Genomic DNA, 15,714 nt, shown 5'->3' on the forward strand with positions numbered 1-15,714 from the left:
CGGATCAGGTACGAGTTTCTACCTTGATAATCCTATATGACGCCGGCCTTTTCCAGCGTTTCGATTGCGTCAAAGCTCCAGCCCCAGTCGGCCAGCACGGCGGCGCTGTGCTGGCCCGGCGTGGCCGCCGCCGCACCCGCTTCCGGCACGGTGCGACTGAAGCGCGGCGCCGGCGCCGGCTGGGTCACGCCGTCGATCTCCACGAAAGCCGCACGGGCATGGTTGTGCGGGTGCAGCGGCGCTTCCGCCATGTCGAGCACCGGCGCGACGCAGGCGTCGGTGCCTTCGAGCAAGGCGCACCAGTCGTCGCGGGTGCGAGTGGCGAATAAGGCCGCGAACTTGTCCTTCAGCTGCGGCCAGAGCGACTGGCTCCACTGTTTCTTGAATTCCGGGTCGCTGGCGCCCGTCAGCTCCAACAGCTGGGCATAGAACTGCGGCTCGATCGCGCCCACCGACAGGTATTTGCCGTCGAGGCAGGCGTAGGTGTCGTAGAACGGGGCGCCGCCGTCGAGCATGTTGGCTTCGCGCTGGTCGCGCCAGGAACCGAAGGCACGCAGGCCATACATCATGGCGCCCAGCAGCGCCGCGCCGTCGGTCATGGCGGCGTCGACGACCTGGCCCTTGCCCGAGTTGCGCGCTTCCAGCGCGGCGCAGACCACGCCGAAAGCCAGCATCATGGCGCCGCCGCCGAAGTCGCCGACCAGGTTCAGGGGCGGGCTTGGCGGAGAGCCGACGCGCCCCATGGCATGGAGCATGCCGGACAGGGCGATGTAGTTCAGGTCGTGGCCGGCCGCTTGCGCCAGCGGGCCGGTCTGGCCCCAGCCGGTGATGCGACCGTAGACGAGGGCCGGGTTGCGTACCAGGCAGGCGTCGGGACCGAGGCCGAGGCGCTCCATCACGCCGGGGCGGAAGCCTTCGACCAGGATGTCGGCCTGCTCGACCATGGCCAGCACCACGTCGCGCGCCTGGGGGTGCTTCAGGTCGAGGGCGAGCGAGCGGCGGCCGCGCGCCATGACGTCGTATTTGGTGCCGAGCGTGGGGAAAGGGTTGTCGGCGCCGGGTTTGGTCTTGCGGTCGATGCGGATCACTTCGGCGCCCATGTCGGCCAGCATCATGGCGGCGAAGGGGCAGGGGCCGATGCCGACCATTTCGATGACTTTGATTCCGGTGAGGGGACCTGGCATGAATAATCCTCCGGCTTCGGATAAGGTGAGATCGGTGGGTTCGAGAACCCACCCTACGGTCATTTTCGGCTGATCATGCTTTGTACAGCGTGGACACAGGTGCCCCCCCTACGAATTACAACGAGCGGGCGACGATCTCTTTCATGATCTCGTTGGCGCCGCCGTAGATGCGCTGGACGCGGGCGTCGACGTACATCTGGGCGATCGGGTATTCGAGCATGTAGCCGTAGCCGCCGAACAGCTGCACGCACTGGTCGACGACCTTGCATTGCAGGTCGGAGATCCAGTACTTCGCCATCGAGGCGCGCACGGTGTCCATGCGGCCCGCCAGCATGTCCTCGACGCAGCGGTCGATGAAGATGCGTGCGACAGTTGCCTCGGTCTTGATCTCGGCCAGCACGAAGCGGGTGTTCTGCATCTCGATCAGCGCCTGGCCGAAGGCCTTGCGTTCCTTCGCGTGCTCGACCGTCAGGCGCAGCGCGCGCTCGATGGCGGCGACGCCGGCCACGCCGATGATGGTGCGCTCGTAGGGCAGTTCCGTCATCAGCTGGGCGAAGCCCCTGCCCTCCTCGCCGCCCAGTACGTTCGCCAGCGGCACGTGGGCATCATCGAAGAACAGCTCGCAGGTGTCCTGGCCCTTCTGCCCGACCTTCTCGAGGATGCGGCCGACCCGAAAACCTGGGTTGTCCCGGGTTTCCAGCAGCATCAGCGAGATGCCTTTCGCGCCGGCGGTGGGGTCGGTCTTGGCCACCACCAGGATCACATCGGCCAGGTAGCCGTTCGAGATGAAGGTCTTGGAGCCGTTCAGGCGGTAGCCATCGCTGCCACGCACGGCCGTGGTGCGGATGCCCTTCAGGTCCGAGCCGGCGCCCGGTTCCGACATGGCGATCGCCGCGACCATCTCGCCGCTGGCGAGCTGCGGCAGGTAGCGATTCTTCTGCTCCTCGGTGCCCTGGTTCAGCAGGTAATGGGCGACGATGGCGTGAACGTGCAAACCGAAGGCCATGTCGCCGGCATAACCGAGCTCCTCGAACACCACCGCCATGTGGGCGAAGCTGCCGCCCGATCCGCCGTATTCCTCGGGGATGTCGGCGGCAAGCAGGCCCATTGCGCCGGCCTTGTGCCAGAGCTCGCGGTCGACGTGCTGCTGCGCGCGCCAGCGTTCGCCATGCGGGGCGATCTCGCTGGCGACGAAGCGGCGCACGGCGTCGCGGAAGGACTCCAGTTCCGGATTGCTCCAGGAGGGCGTCATCAATTCCATCGGCGCCTCCTCAGGCCGTGCGATACATCGTGACGACGCAGGCGCCGCCCAGGCCCAGGTTGTGCTGCAGCGCCGTGCGCGCGCCCTCGACCTGGCGCGCGCCGGCGCTGCCGCGCAGCTGGTGGGTCAGTTCAAAGCATTGCGCCAGGCCCGTCGCGCCCAGCGGATGGCCTTTCGAGAGCAGCCCGCCGGAAGGATTGGTGACGACCTTGCCGCCATAGGTGTTGTCGCCATCGAGGATGAATTTATCCGCGCCGCCTTCCGGGCACAGGCCCAGGGCTTCGTAGGTGATCAGTTCGTTGTGGGCGAAGCAGTCGTGCAGCTCGACCACATCGAGTTCGTCCGGGCCGATGCCGGCCTTTTCGTAGACCTTGGCGGCCGCCTCGCGGCTCATGTCGTAGCCGACCAGGCGCATCATGTCGTTCGCCTCGAAGGTGCTGGCGCGGTCGGTGGTCATCGCCTGGGCGGCGATGTGCACGTCGGCACGCAGGCCGCGCCGTTTCGCGAATTCTTCCGAGACCAGCACGGCGGCCGCCGCGCCGCAGGTCGGCGGGCAGGCCATCAGGCGCGTCATCACACCCGGCCAGATCGCCGGCGCATCCAGCACGTCCTGGGCCGAAACCTCCTTGCGGAACAGCGCCAGCGGATTGTTCGCCGCGTGGCGGCTGGCCTTGGCGCGGATGCGGGCAAAGGCTTCCAGGGGCGTGCCGTATTTGTCCATGTGCGCCAGGCCCGCGCCGCCGAAGTAGCGCAGCGCCAGCGGGATCTCGGGCTTGCCGACCAGGCGGTCGGTGACGGCGTCGAAGTCGTCGAACGGCGCCGGGCGGTCGGTGAAGACCGAGCCGAGGGCGCCGGGACTCATCTGCTCGAAGCCGAGCACCAGCACGCAGTCGACCGCGCCGCTGGCCACCGCCTGGCGCGCCAGGAACAGGGCGGTGGAGCCGGTCGAGCAGTTGTTGTTGACGTTGACGATGGGGATGCCGCTCATGCCGACGCCGTACAGGGCCTTCTGGCCGCAGGTCGAGTCGCCGTAGACGTAGCCGGCATAGGCCTGTTCGATGTCCTCGTAGGCGAGGCCGGCATCCTGCAGGGCGGCGCGGGCAGCGTCCGCGCCCATCTCGTGGTAGGGCGCGGACGCGCCGGGCTTGGCGAACGGGATCATCCCGACGCCGGTAACGAATACCTTGCGACTCATGTTGTCTCCTGTCTGGGTTGGCGGCCTGCGGCCTTTTTGCGTTCGATTATAGACAGATAAGGTGGCGCAGGAATGGCCGTGCCGTCGAGGTGCGCCTCTATTTTTTTCGACATCGTGGAAGCCCCGTCCTTTATACTTGATCGATTTAACTTTGATAAGGGGATGTACTGCATGCACCATGAACTCAGTCTGATCACAACCATTGCCGCCGCGCTGGGCTTCGGCCTCTTGTTTGGCATGATCGCCATACGCCTGAAACTGCCCGCGCTGGTCGGCTATCTCGCCGCAGGTGTCCTGATCGGCCCCGCCACGCCAGGTTTCGTGGCCGACGTATCGCTGGCATCGCAATTGGCGGAGATCGGTGTGATGCTGCTGATGTTCGGGGTGGGCCTGCATTTCTCGCTGAAGGACCTGCTCGACGTGCGCAGGATCGCCCTGCCCGGCGCCATCCTGCAGATCTCGGTGGCCACCGCGATGGGCATCGGCCTGACCCACCTGTGGGGCTGGAGCCTGGGCGCGGGCCTGGTGTTCGGCCTGGCGCTGTCGGTGGCCAGCACGGTGGTGCTGCTGCGCGCGCTGGAAAGCCGCGGCGTGCTCGATTCGATGAACGGGCGCATCGCGGTCGGCTGGCTGGTGGTCGAGGACCTGGTGACGGTGCTGGTGCTGGTGCTGCTGCCGGCGTTGGCCGGCCCGCTCGGCGGCAAGGGCGCCGGCGGCGACGACTCGCTGTGGATGGCGCTCGGCAAGACCCTGCTGCAGGTCGGCGCCTTTGTCGCCTTCATGCTGGTGGTCGGCCGCAAGATCTTCCCCTGGTTCCTGTGGCGCGTGGCGAAGACCAATTCGCGCGAGCTGTTCACGCTGTCCGTGATCGCCGCCGCGGTCGGCATCGCCTACGGCTCCTCGCACCTGTTCGGCGTCTCGTTCGCGCTGGGCGCCTTCTTCGCCGGCATGGTGCTGCGCGAATCGGAACTCTCGCACCGCGCCGCCGAGGAGTCCTTGCCGCTGCGCGACGCATTCTCGGTGCTGTTCTTCGTCTCGGTCGGCATGCTGTTCGACCCGATGGTGCTGGTCGAGGAACCGATCCACGTGCTGGCGGTGGTCGCGGTCATCATCTTCGGCAAGTCGATCGCCGCGATGGCGCTGGTGCTGGCGCTGCGCTATCCGCTGAACACCGCGATCACGGTCTCGGCCAGCCTGGCGCAGATCGGCGAGTTCTCGTTCATCCTGGCAGCGCTCGGCATTTCGCTCGGACTCATGCCGGCCGAGGGCCAGAGCCTGATCCTGGCCGGCGCGATCATCTCGATCGCCGTCAATCCGCTGCTGTTCACGGCGATCGAGCCGCTGCAGCGCTGGCTGCGCAAGAACTCGGACCTGGTGCGCAAGCTGGAAAGCTCGCCCGACCCGCTGGCGGAATTGCCGATGAGCGTGCCGCACGAGCGCCTGAGCGGCCAGGTGGTGCTGGTCGGCTATGGCCGCGTGGGCCGCCGCATCGCCGATGCGCTCACGGCGCAGGGCATCCACTACGTGGTCGCCGAGCAGAACCGCGAGATCGTCGATGCATTGCGCAAGCGCGACCAGCCGGCCGTGGTCGGCAACGCCTCGGAACCGGCGGTGCTGATCCAGGCCCACATCGCGCGCGCGGCGGTGCTGGTGATCGCCACCCCCGACACCTTCCACGTGCGCACCATGATCGAGACGGCCAAGGCGCTCAATCCCGAAATCCGCTGCGTCGTGCGCACGCATAACGAGCAGGAAGCCGAGCTGCTGCGCGAGGACACCGGCGGCAAGGTCTTCCTCGGCGAGCACGAGCTGGCCGGCAGCATGACGCGCTACGTGCTCGATACCTTGAAGGAGACGCAGCCCGCGCATTGAGGAATGTTCGCAGGGTCGGCGCCGAGGCCGTTGTCCAGGATAGCGGATCGCTCAGGCGCCAAAAAAAAAGGTTCTTCGCGGGGAATGGGGGAAGACGGGATTGACGAACTGAGCAGGAGGTGGTGGCGGAGGTCTGATGTTGGTAGATTGATAGTCGCCAAACAAATCAGTCTGTCAAACCACCGCCATGCTCAATGCTATGCCGTCTGTCCCGTTTTGGGAAGGCCATATTGTCGATGCCGTCCACGAACAAGAGGACGGGTCGCTGTTAATCGTTCTCGATACCAGCCCTTCAAGCGAAGCTTTGTGCGGGGCATGCCGCCAGCCTTGCGCTCTGGTTCATGAGCGCCGAAGGCGTAAGGTGCGTGACCGCGACATTCTGGATAGGCGTGTCTGGCTCGATGTGCCGGTGCGGCGACTGGACTGCCATCACTGCGACGCACGGGTAGCCGAGCACATTGTTTGGCTCGACCGCCGGGCGCGCATCACGCACCGCGTGCGCCTCTGGGTGGAGGCGCTGGCACAGCTGCTTCCGATAGCCCATGTGGCCCGGTTGACCGGCCTGCACTGGCATACCATCAAGGACATCGATCATCGGCGCTTGCAGCACCTGCATGGTGGCTTCTCGGCAGAAGGCGTACGGCGCTTGGTCATGGACGAATTCGCCCTGCACAAGGGGCACCGGTACGCCACTGTCGCCCTGGATGCCGAACGAATGCGGGTGCTATGGGTGGGAGAAGGCAATAGCCGGGAAGCGATTCGGCCGTTCTTCGAGTTGCTGGGAGAGGAAGGCTGCCAGCGGATCGAAGCCGTTGCCATGGATATGAACACGGCCATGGACCTCGAAGTTCGCCAGCAATGTCCAAACGCAGAAGTCGTCTACGACCTGTTTCATGTGGTGGCGCGCTTCGGTCGCGAAGTGGTCGACCGGGTTCGTGTCGACCAGGCCAATGCCTTGCGTGCCGAACCAAAAGCCCGCCAGGTCATCAAGCGCAGTCGCTGGCTGTTACTGCGCAATCGTGACAACCTCAAGGCCGAGCAGGCCGTCAAGCTCGAAGAGCTGTTGGCTGCCAACCAGCCCTTGGCAACGGTTTACCTGCTCAAGACCGAGCTGAAGGAAATCTGGTATGCGCCATCAGTCCGGGACGGTGCCCGGCGGTGGAAAGCCTGGCTCAAGCTCGCCTTGCAAAGCCAGATCGCACCGCTGATCCAGTTTGCCAAACGCCTGGCCAAATATCGCCGCGGCATCCTGGCATCAGCCATCTATCCGATGAGCTCATCGATCCTTGAAGGCGTCAACAACCGCATCAAGGTCATCAAGCGCATGGCCTACGGTTTTCGGGACGCATCCTACTTCTTCCTGAAAATCAAGGATGCGTTCCCCGGCAAAGTGCGATGAACCAAAAAAAATGCCCGCTGGCGCATCGCGCACAGCGGGCATTTTTCATTCGGCGCCGCAGCGCCGGCCAGGTTCAGATCAGGCAGCGACCATCTCGCCGGTCTCCGTGCACAGCTTCAGGTTCGCATGCTTCGGTGCCAACTGCAGCAGCTCCTTGCGCTCTTCCAGCAGCGCGAACACGGCGTCCTTCGACAGCACATACTGCTCGAGCAGCGTGTCCTTGATCGACTCCATCATCGCGCGGTAGTCGCGCATCGCACCCAGGGTGTAGCTGTAGAGCTCATCCGCCTTTTCTTCCATCTGGCGCAGCGTGTGCTCGCCGCTGGCGTCGTTCTGCAACTGGCTGTAGTCGATCTTCGAGCGCGAGTACATCGACAGGCGGTTGACCATCAGGTTGAGCATCTTGGTGACCTTCTCGATGTCGTTCTGGGCGCCGACCGAGATGCCGCGGGCGCCGTAGAACAGCTCTTCGGCCGCCATGCCGCCGTACAGGCCGATCACGTCGCGCTCGAGTTCTTCCAGCGTGCGCAGCGACATGTCGTCACCCGACTGCAGCACGTAGCCCAGGGCACCGATCTTCGACACGGCTTCGGTGCTGATCTTCAGCAGGTGCGACTTTTCCTTCACCTCGTCCAGGCTCATGCCGGCGCGCAGCCAGGGGTCGATCTGCATGAAGAAGTGACCCAGTTCGTGCAGGGCGATGCGTTCGCGCTGCTTGTGCTTCTCGGCGGTGGTGGCGCGGTCGGTCAGGCCGATCGTGGCGCGCTCGTAGGCGCGGAACAGCAGGTCGGTGTTGATGATCGCCTTTTCCTGGATCGAGATCATGGAGGCGCGCTCGACCACGGTTTCCAGCAGCGCCGGGCTCAGGTTCTGGGTGATTTCCGCGACCTGGTCCAGGTCGAGGTCGCTCCAATCGACCAGGCCTTCTTTTTTACGCGACAGGAAGCTCTTCAGGAGTTCGCGGCGCTCGTTCTTGTTCGGCAGGCGGAAGTTGATCTTTACCGAGAAGCGGCGCAGCATCGCTTCGTCCATCTCGGTCGAGGCGTCGTCGAAGTTCGAGGCGACGACCCAGATCACGCCCTGGCCCTTGTCGCTCTTCACGCCGTCCAGCAGGCCCAGCAGGGTGTTGGCGGTGTCGTCTTCCCACTTCTTTTCGCTGCGGCCGCGCGGCATGAACAGGCTCTGGGCTTCATCGAGGAAGATGATGCACTTGCCCTTGGCGCAGGCCTTGCGGTACAGGGCGTTCAGGGCCTTCGAGCCGCCGCCGACGTAGCCCGACTCCAGCGCCGAGCCCGAAGCCGAGATCAACGGCATGTCGAGGCGCTTGGCGAGGTAGCCGACCAGCTTGGTCTTGCCGGTGCCGGCAGGCCCGGTCAGCATCACGTTGAACGGCTTGTCGATGTTGTGCGACTGGTATTCCTCGCGGTTGCGGATCATGTCTTCCAGGTGCAGCACTTCCTGCTTGATGTCTTCCATGCCGATCAGGTCATCCATGCTGCCCTTGAGCTTGTCCGGCGTGATCATGGTCGAACTCGCGCCCATGCCCGGAATGCCGAATTTCAGGCAATAGATGATCAGGCCGATCAGGAGGATCTCGAAGGCGTGGCGCTTGAGGAAGTCGCCGGTGTCGGAGGCAAAGCTGTTGCCTTCGTCGAGCACGGCCTTGTGCGTGGCCAGGAAGTCTTCCTTGGCGATCGAATAGGGAATCGCGTTCTTGAGCAGCACTTCGCGCTCCAGGCTCAGGTGCGAGGTGCTCGGCACCTTGACCACGTGCAGCTCGGGCGCGCCCTTGAACTTGAAGACGTAGCGTGGCGACTCGGACAGCGGCTTGGCCACCATCAGGTAGTCGAGCTTGTCTTTCTGCGCAGCCAGGCGCGTGATTTCGGAAATATCCTGCGAATGGACGACCGGGCTGGGATCCTGGGGCTTGTCGGCCGACCAGATCGCCACGCCAGCCATTGCGCCCAGCAAGACGGCGGCGGCAATGCGCACATAGACGTTCTTGAAGGCAATCTGGATACGGGCAAAGTTGGGCATTATCGGTACTCTACGAATGTATGGCGCGCGTGATGCAACAGTGCAAAAACGGAGGCGGCCTTCCGGGTCGCGCTTGTCGGAATGGCGGCGGCTGGCAGGTCCGCGTGGAGTCGAACAAGTGCTTGTTCGACATGGTTTTGATGCCCAAGGGCAATGGGGATAGGGAGACTATACCCGTAAAAAAATCGGAGATGTATACGCCTGGCTTAAAATTTTTTGATCAGGCGCATAGCTGGAAAAACTGACAATGCAATTCGTTGCGAGGCTGTCAAATAAATCAGCATTCTGTCTAGCCATATCGCTAAAACATTAATCCTGTTTCAACAAAGGCTGGCGCCAGCCTTGCATCCTTGACATGCACCACTTCCGCCGCTGTCGCATTTCTTTCACATGATGCGGCCTGGTGTCCACAAGGTTTCCGGCGCCGGCATGCAGTTCCTCTTGTTCCGATTCCTGTCGTACATCACAGGCGCAAGAAGCGTACAGGAAGCGCGAAATGTACGCGAAACGCGCAGCTGTTTTTGTTATGCTTTTTTGCGGACCCGATGGCAGCGACGGCGCCGGCTGTGTCGCCTCGATACAGCGTTTGTACCCAGCAATATCTGCAAGGAAGGGAACTATCGTGAACAGATATTTACTCGCAGTAGCGCTCGGTTTCGTCGTCGGCGGTGCGGCGCATGCCGCCGTCATCGACGTGACGCCACCCGGCGCCGGCGACGCAGGCGTCCAGCCGCGCGTGGCCGACCTGGCCGTCAACGCCCGCCAGGACATCGTCACGGCCCCGGTGCACATGTCGGAACTGCCTGAACCGGAAGTGTTTGCGATGATGCTGGTCGGGCTGGTCCTGCTCGGCTACCGGGCACGTCGGGACAGCAACGAGAAATTCAAGTAAGGCGTCAAGTAGCGGCCGGCCGCAGCGGCCCTCGTCGGCCCTCATCGGCCGTCCTCGGCATGCGCCGCGCTTCATTGCCGAAATCGAGGGCTGCACTCGAGGGCTGCACTTCAGGCGCCGCGTGGCGCCGGCGCGGGCTCGGTGCACAGCGCATACAGCTTGCACAAGGTATTCCAGTTACGCGAGGTGGTCGCGTCTCCCAATTGCTTGCCGAGCGCCGCCGCTGCGGCGCTGTCGAGCACGCCGTCCGGACACCAGACATAGGCCGCGCGCTGGCCGAGCGCCAGCGCGCCCTCGCCCCAGTCGCGCTCGCACAGCGGGGCCAGGGCATCGCGCGCGGCGGCGTCGGGCAGCAGGAAGACCAGCAGGCGCGCGTGGTCGGTGGCAAGCGGCAGCAGCGAGTTTTCCGCCAGCACCGCCGCCAGGTCGTCGCCGGCGATCACCATCACACGCGCCGCCACGCCCAGCTTGAGCACCAGCCCTTCCTCGATCGCGGCCGCGGCTGCGGCCGGGTCGACCTCGTCGGCGCTGAACACGATGTTGCCGCTGTTCAGGACGCTGCGCACGTCGGCATAGCCGAGTTCTTCGACCAGTTTGCGCAGGTCGGCCATGGCCACGCGCTTGGCGCGGCCCACGTTCACGCCGCGCAGTAAAGCAATATAGCGTTTGTTCGTCATGCTCCCATGTTACCGCCCACGCGGGTGGGCGGCGACCTGTTTACTTGACGAGGCCGTCTTACTTGACCAGGCCTTCCTCGCGCAGGGCCTGCTGTACGGCCGGGCGCTGGGCGACGCGCGCACGGAATGCCTGCAGCTGCGGCCAGTCGGCCAGGCTGAACTTGAGGAAGTCGGTCCAGCCCAGGACGGTGAACAGGTAGGCATCGGCCACGCCGAACTGGCTGCCCGCGAGGAATTCGCGGCCGTCGAGGTGACGCGCGACGTAATCAAAGCGCAGCGCCAGCATCTTGCGTGCGCGTTCGCGCATGTCGTCGGTGGAGTCCGGCTTGAACAGCGGGCTGAAATTCTTGTGCAGTTCGGTCGAAATGTAGTTCAGCCAGCTCAGGGCCTGGTAGCGCTCGACGCTACCCACGGCAGCCAGGAGGCCGGCCTGCGGTGCGCTGTCGGCCAGGTACTGGACGATTGCCGGCCCTTCGGTCAGCACGACGCCCTCTTCCAGTTCGAGCGCCGGCACGTATCCGTTCGGATTGATGCTGCGGAAGTCCGCGCCGCCGGCCGTGCGTTTCGTGCCGAGGTCGACGCGCTCGGACGTGAAGGCCAGCCCTGCTTCGAGCAGGACGATGTGCGGGGACAGCGAGCAGGCGCCGGGGCTGAAATACAGTTTCATGTTGGTCCTTAGTCTGGAGGTGAACGGTCGCGGCATGGCGCCGGCCGGCTGGAGAGCGGCTGGCGCGCGGCCCCCGCTTCAAGGCAGGGCGAGAATACCGCAATCGGCCCGGGCTTGCTTGGGGCCGCTCAACTTGCTTCGGTCATCCGATTGTCGTGCGCAATGGACGAAAACCGGCCTGCCCTGGCGGGCACCGGAAGTGAAACGGGAGGAAAGCGCCGCGTGGCGGCAAGGAAGCGCGAGGAAAGGGGAGTTGCGCGGCGTGTCAGGACGCCGCGCAACTGCCCTGCATGGCCGATGGCAAGGCAGTCAAGGCTGCCATGCCGCCGGCATTAGTGCGCATAGTTACCAGACGACGAAGAAGCTTCGTTGTTCTGCGATTGCTGCTGGGTTTGCTGTTGCTGCTGTTGCTGCTGGGCTGCTGCCGCGGCGGCCTGGGCTGCCTTCTCTTCTGGCTTCGGGCGGCCCTGGGCGTCGGACAGGCGGTACTTGGTGCGGCGGTCGCCCATCAGGTCGCGCAGGTCGCGGATGCTCATGCCGGTCACTTCGTGCATGCGGATCAGCAGCGAGGCGCCAACCGGCAGGCGGTGGTGGCGAATCTTGCTGATGACAGGCGGGGCCACCTCGAGCATGCGCGACAGCGCAGCGTCGTTTTTCAGCTGCATCTTGCCAAGCAGGATGTCCAGCAGGTGGTTCGGGTTGTAGCTTTCCTGTGAAGACAAAGCATGATGTGCCATGATTTTTACCTCGTGAGTGTGGTTTAAAATAGTTCCGTTACGAACTTTGTTAAAGACTACCTTTCGTCAACATAAGTTCCCGAACACGCTCTTGAACGATTAAACAGAACAAGTCTGAGTCTTCGCTTAAGAAACATGCTCGCGCCTGCGCTCTGCTTAACACTCCCCTGAACGCACTTGTCTTTCCAACAAATTATCAGACTCATACGAGCTTGGGACATCCGTCCTGAGCACATGACTCATTGTTGGAAATCAAGCTATCGTGTGGAAAGCTTGTCACATAAGCATTTCAACACATGGGGATTATTTGTGGCGCACGCAAGAGATTTCTTCCGTTAATTTGTGTAAAAGAATTTGTAGCGAACGTATTGATTTACAACAGGAAATATCTCCTGCAAAGCCTCACCCCGCCTTGCGCTGCCGCCTGTTGATAAAAATTCGCAATTTAACAATCTAGTCAGACTTGCAATGCATTTGATCCGAGCAACAAGTAATTCTTGGTAGCATTAACTCACCCTGTTCCGCACGCCGTTTTTGCATCGTCAGCAGGGATTTACGGTAAACTGGCTTGACGCTTTGTCAAAGCCTTAGCATTTCTTATAACGAAGCATTCCATGCAGAAAAAAGTATTCATCAAGACCTTCGGCTGCCAGATGAACGAGTACGACTCGGACAAAATGGCGGACGTGCTTGGCGCGTCCGACGGCTTGGTTCGCACCGACAAACCCGACGACGCGGACGTCATCCTCTTCAATACCTGCTCGGTGCGCGAAAAAGCGCAGGAAAAAGTGTTTTCCGACCTGGGCCGCCTGCGCGAACTGAAACGCCAGCGCCCCGACCTGATCATCGGCGTCGGCGGCTGCGTGGCCTCGCAGGAAGGCGAAGCCATCGTCAAGCGCGCGCCGCACGTGGACATGGTGTTCGGGCCGCAGACCCTGCACCGCCTGCCGCAGATGATCCGCGAGCGCCGCAGCAGCGGCGCCGCCCAGGTCGACATCAGCTTCCCGGAAATCGAGAAGTTCGACCACCTGCCCCCGGCCAAGGTAGAGGGTCCCGTCGCCTACGTCTCGATCATGGAAGGCTGCAGCAAGTACTGCAGCTATTGCGTCGTGCCCTATACCCGCGGCGAGGAAGTCTCGCGCCGCTTCGAGGACGTGCTGACCGAAGTCGCCGGCCTGGCCGCGCAAGGCGTCAAGGAAATCATGCTGCTGGGCCAGAACGTGAACGCCTACCGCGGCACGATGGAAGGTGGAGAAGTTGCCGACTTTGCCCTGCTGCTCGAATACATCGCCGACATCCCCGGCATCGAACGCCTGCGCTTCGTTACCAGCCACCCGAAGGAATTCACCCAGCGCCTGATCGACGCCTATGCGAAGATCCCGCAACTGGTGAACCACCTGTACCTGCCGGTGCAGCACGGCTCCGACCGCATCCTGCAGGCCATGAAGCGCGGCTACACGGGCCTCGAATACAAGTCGATCATCCGCCGCATCAAGGCGGTGCGCCCGGACATTGCGATTTCCTCGGACTTCATCGTCGGCTTCCCTGGCGAAACCGACGCCGATTTCGAGGCCATGATGAAGCTGGTGGAAGACGTCGGCTTCGACAACAGCTTCAGCTTCATCTTCAGCAAGCGCCCGGGCACCCCGGCCGCCAACCTGGAAGACGACACCCCGCACGAGGTCAAGCTGGCGCGTCTGCAGCGCTTGCAGGCCCTGATCGACGCCAACACCCGCAAGCTCAGCGCGGCGATGGTCGGCACGGTCCAGCGCATCCTGGTCGAGGGACCGTCGAAGAAAGACCCGAACGAACTGCAGGGCCGCACCGAAAGCAACCGTGTGGTCATTTTCGCCCCGGGCGCCTCCGGCGCCGCGCTGGTCGGCCAGCTGGTCGACGTGCGCGTCACCGAGAGCCTGGATTACTCCCTGCGCGGCGAACTCGTCGCCAATCTCGATACGATTGCCAAAGCCAGTTGAAAACACACACGCCTACCCAGCCTTCGTACTTCATCCCCGAGCCGCTCGATAACACGCGGCTCGCCCACCTGTGCGGTCCGCTCGACGAGAACCTGCGCCAGATTTCCGCGGCGCTCGACGTGACCATCTTCCGCCGCGGCGAGAAGTTCATCGTCAGCGGCGCCAACGCCGAGCGCGCGGTCGAACTGCTCGAACGCTTCTACGCGGTCGCCAACAAGGTCGTGCCGATCGAGGAAGTGCAGCTGGCGCTGGTCGAACAACGCGCCGGCCTGAAGCCGAAGATCGAGGGCGCCGCGCCGGCCGAGCAGGAAGACGAGGCCGAGGACGAGGAAGGGGAAGAGAATCCCGAACTCGTCAGCCCCACGCTCAAGACCCGCCGTAGCGACCTGCGCGGCCGCACCCCGCACCAGATCCAGTACCTGCGCGCCGTGCTCGAACACGACATCAGCTTCGGCATCGGCCCGGCCGGCACCGGGAAGACCTACCTGGCCGTGGCCTGCGCGGTCGATGCGCTCGAACGCGACGCGGTGAAACGCATCATCCTGACCCGTCCGGCGGTGGAAGCCGGCGAGCGCCTCGGCTTCCTGCCGGGCGACATGAGCCAGAAGGTTGATCCCTACCTGCGCCCGCTGTACGACGCGCTGTACGACCTGCTCGGCTTCGACCGCACCCAGAAGCTGTTCGAGAAGCAGGTCATCGAGATCGCCCCGCTAGCCTACATGCGCGGCCGCACGCTGAACCACGCCTTCGTGATCCTGGACGAAGCCCAGAACACGACGGTCGAGCAGATGAAGATGTTCCTCACGCGTATCGGTTTCGGCAGCAAGGCCGTCGTCACCGGCGACGTCACCCAGGTCGACCTGCACAAGACCCAGCGCAGCGGCCTGGTCGATGCGATGCACGTGCTGAAGGACGTGCGCGGCATCGCCTTTACGCAATTCTCCAGCGCCGACGTGGTGCGCCATCCGCTGGTGGCACGCATCGTCGACGCTTACGACAAGGCCAGCGAAGTCCAGGAAATGGGCGCGTTGGCGAAACCTACCACTGCCCGCAATGCAAGAAAAAAATCATAAGCTCGAACTCGACGTCCAGTACCCGGACGCGCGCCTGGAAACCGCCATCACCCCGGAGATGGTGGAACGCTGGGTGCGCCCTGCCCTCCTGGGACCGGCCGAACTGGCGATCCGCTTCGTCGACGCCGCCGAAGGCCAGACCCTGAACCGCGACTACCGCGGCAAGGACTACGCCACCAACGTGCTGACCTTCGCCTATAACGAAGGCGAGGAACTGGCCGAGGACGAACCGGTGCAGGCCGACATCGTACTGTGCACCGACGTCCTGCAGCGCGAAGCCGACGAGCAAAAGAAAACGCTCGAGGAACACGCCGCCCACCTGGTCGTGCACGGCGTGCTGCACGCCCAGGGCTACGACCACGAGCACGACGAGGAAGCCGAGGAGATGGAACAGCTCGAGCGCGACATCATGGAAGCGCTGGGGTATCCGGATCCGTATGCGGAGAGCTGACAGGTAGGGTGGGCTCTCGAGCCCGCGCGGATTCACCCTCTGCCAGCCTGCGCATGGGTTTCGTAGGGTGGGCTCTCGAGCCCACGCGGTCTCACCGGTAGAAATTCGGCGCCCCAACGCGGCAGCTTCGTCAACGCTGGCGTCTCCGTGATGCAAGCGATGAGACGGCGTGGACACAGGTGTCCACCCTACGAATCTCAAGCGGTCTCATTATTCGAACAATGAGACCGCGTGGGCACGAGTGCCCACCCTACGAGAATAGCGTTGCGGCAAATCCGGTCGCATCACCAAAT

The 15,714-nt window shown here is 63.7% G+C and carries 13 protein-coding genes; 6 read left to right on the top strand and 7 right to left on the bottom strand.

Features of this window, described 5'->3' with window-relative positions:
• Window positions 1-32: 32 nt before the first annotated feature.
• From ACFOPH_RS15080 to ACFOPH_RS15090, 3 genes are all read right to left on the bottom strand, one after another.
• Window positions 33-1,184: a CaiB/BaiF CoA transferase family protein gene (locus ACFOPH_RS15080; RefSeq protein ID WP_379736161.1), complete on the bottom strand. Its 1,152-nt coding sequence runs from the start codon at window positions 1,182-1,184 to the stop codon at window positions 33-35.
• 115 nt (window positions 1,185-1,299) lie between these two features.
• On the bottom strand, window positions 1,300-2,445 hold the full coding sequence (locus tag ACFOPH_RS15085; RefSeq protein WP_379736163.1) for an acyl-CoA dehydrogenase family protein: 1,146 nt from the start codon (window positions 2,443-2,445) through the stop codon (window positions 1,300-1,302).
• A 10-nt stretch (window positions 2,446-2,455) separates the two neighbouring features.
• Window positions 2,456-3,640 carry a lipid-transfer protein gene (locus tag ACFOPH_RS15090; protein ID WP_379736164.1) on the bottom strand — a complete coding sequence of 395 codons (1,185 nt, stop codon included), beginning with the start codon at window positions 3,638-3,640 and terminating at the stop codon, window positions 2,456-2,458.
• 171 nt (window positions 3,641-3,811) lie between these two features.
• On the opposite strand from ACFOPH_RS15090, the gene ybaL reads away from it, so the two are divergent.
• Together ybaL and ACFOPH_RS15100 are read left to right on the top strand one after the other, a co-directional pair.
• Window positions 3,812-5,512 carry a YbaL family putative K(+) efflux transporter gene (ybaL, locus tag ACFOPH_RS15095; RefSeq protein ID WP_379736166.1) on the top strand — a complete coding sequence of 567 codons (1,701 nt, stop codon included), beginning with the start codon at window positions 3,812-3,814 and terminating at the stop codon, window positions 5,510-5,512.
• Between the two features lie 187 nt (window positions 5,513-5,699).
• Window positions 5,700-6,911: an ISL3 family transposase gene (locus tag ACFOPH_RS15100; protein ID WP_379732752.1), complete on the top strand. Its 1,212-nt coding sequence runs from the start codon at window positions 5,700-5,702 to the stop codon at window positions 6,909-6,911.
• A gap of 78 nt (window positions 6,912-6,989) precedes the next feature.
• On the opposite strand, the gene ACFOPH_RS15105 is transcribed toward ACFOPH_RS15100, so the two are convergent.
• Window positions 6,990-8,948 (bottom strand): AAA family ATPase, encoded by a 1,959-nt coding sequence (locus ACFOPH_RS15105; RefSeq protein ID WP_312549043.1) that lies wholly within the window; start codon window positions 8,946-8,948, stop codon window positions 6,990-6,992.
• Between the two features lie 622 nt (window positions 8,949-9,570).
• Here ACFOPH_RS15105 and ACFOPH_RS15110 point away from each other — a divergent pair.
• Window positions 9,571-9,840, top strand: a complete 270-nt coding sequence (locus tag ACFOPH_RS15110) for a PEP-CTERM sorting domain-containing protein (RefSeq protein ID WP_379736169.1) — start codon at window positions 9,571-9,573, stop codon at window positions 9,838-9,840.
• A 110-nt stretch (window positions 9,841-9,950) separates the two neighbouring features.
• Here the strand turns inward: ACFOPH_RS15110 and ACFOPH_RS15115 are convergent, their stop codons facing one another.
• The 3 genes from ACFOPH_RS15115 to ACFOPH_RS15125 form a co-directional block, all read right to left on the bottom strand.
• On the bottom strand, window positions 9,951-10,517 hold the full coding sequence (locus ACFOPH_RS15115; protein WP_312549045.1) for a DUF1697 domain-containing protein: 567 nt from the start codon (window positions 10,515-10,517) through the stop codon (window positions 9,951-9,953).
• Between the two features lie 58 nt (window positions 10,518-10,575).
• Window positions 10,576-11,184, bottom strand: a complete 609-nt coding sequence (gene gstA / locus ACFOPH_RS15120) for a glutathione transferase GstA (RefSeq protein ID WP_379736171.1) — start codon at window positions 11,182-11,184, stop codon at window positions 10,576-10,578.
• A gap of 332 nt (window positions 11,185-11,516) precedes the next feature.
• Window positions 11,517-11,921 carry a hypothetical protein gene (locus ACFOPH_RS15125; protein WP_312549048.1) on the bottom strand — a complete coding sequence of 135 codons (405 nt, stop codon included), beginning with the start codon at window positions 11,919-11,921 and terminating at the stop codon, window positions 11,517-11,519.
• A gap of 614 nt (window positions 11,922-12,535) precedes the next feature.
• Here ACFOPH_RS15125 and miaB point away from each other — a divergent pair.
• Genes miaB through ybeY form a run of 3 tightly spaced genes read left to right on the top strand, consistent with a single transcriptional unit; the run spans window position 12,536 to window position 15,421 of the window.
• On the top strand, window positions 12,536-13,897 hold the full coding sequence (gene miaB, locus ACFOPH_RS15130) for a tRNA (N6-isopentenyl adenosine(37)-C2)-methylthiotransferase MiaB (protein ID WP_379736173.1): 1,362 nt from the start codon (window positions 12,536-12,538) through the stop codon (window positions 13,895-13,897).
• Complete coding sequence (locus ACFOPH_RS15135; protein WP_312549050.1) at window positions 13,894-14,970, top strand: PhoH family protein; 1,077 nt, start codon at window positions 13,894-13,896, stop codon at window positions 14,968-14,970. Before miaB ends, ACFOPH_RS15135 begins: the two co-directional genes overlap by 4 nt.
• Window positions 14,951-15,421 carry an rRNA maturation RNase YbeY gene (gene ybeY, locus ACFOPH_RS15140; RefSeq protein WP_312549052.1) on the top strand — a complete coding sequence of 157 codons (471 nt, stop codon included), beginning with the start codon at window positions 14,951-14,953 and terminating at the stop codon, window positions 15,419-15,421. Before ACFOPH_RS15135 ends, ybeY begins: the two co-directional genes overlap by 20 nt.
• Window positions 15,422-15,714: the final 293 nt, after the last annotated feature.

Origin of the sequence: Massilia haematophila (assembly GCF_042647645.1) — a bacterium.
Taxonomy (GTDB): domain Bacteria; phylum Pseudomonadota; class Gammaproteobacteria; order Burkholderiales; family Burkholderiaceae_D; genus Telluria; species Telluria haematophila.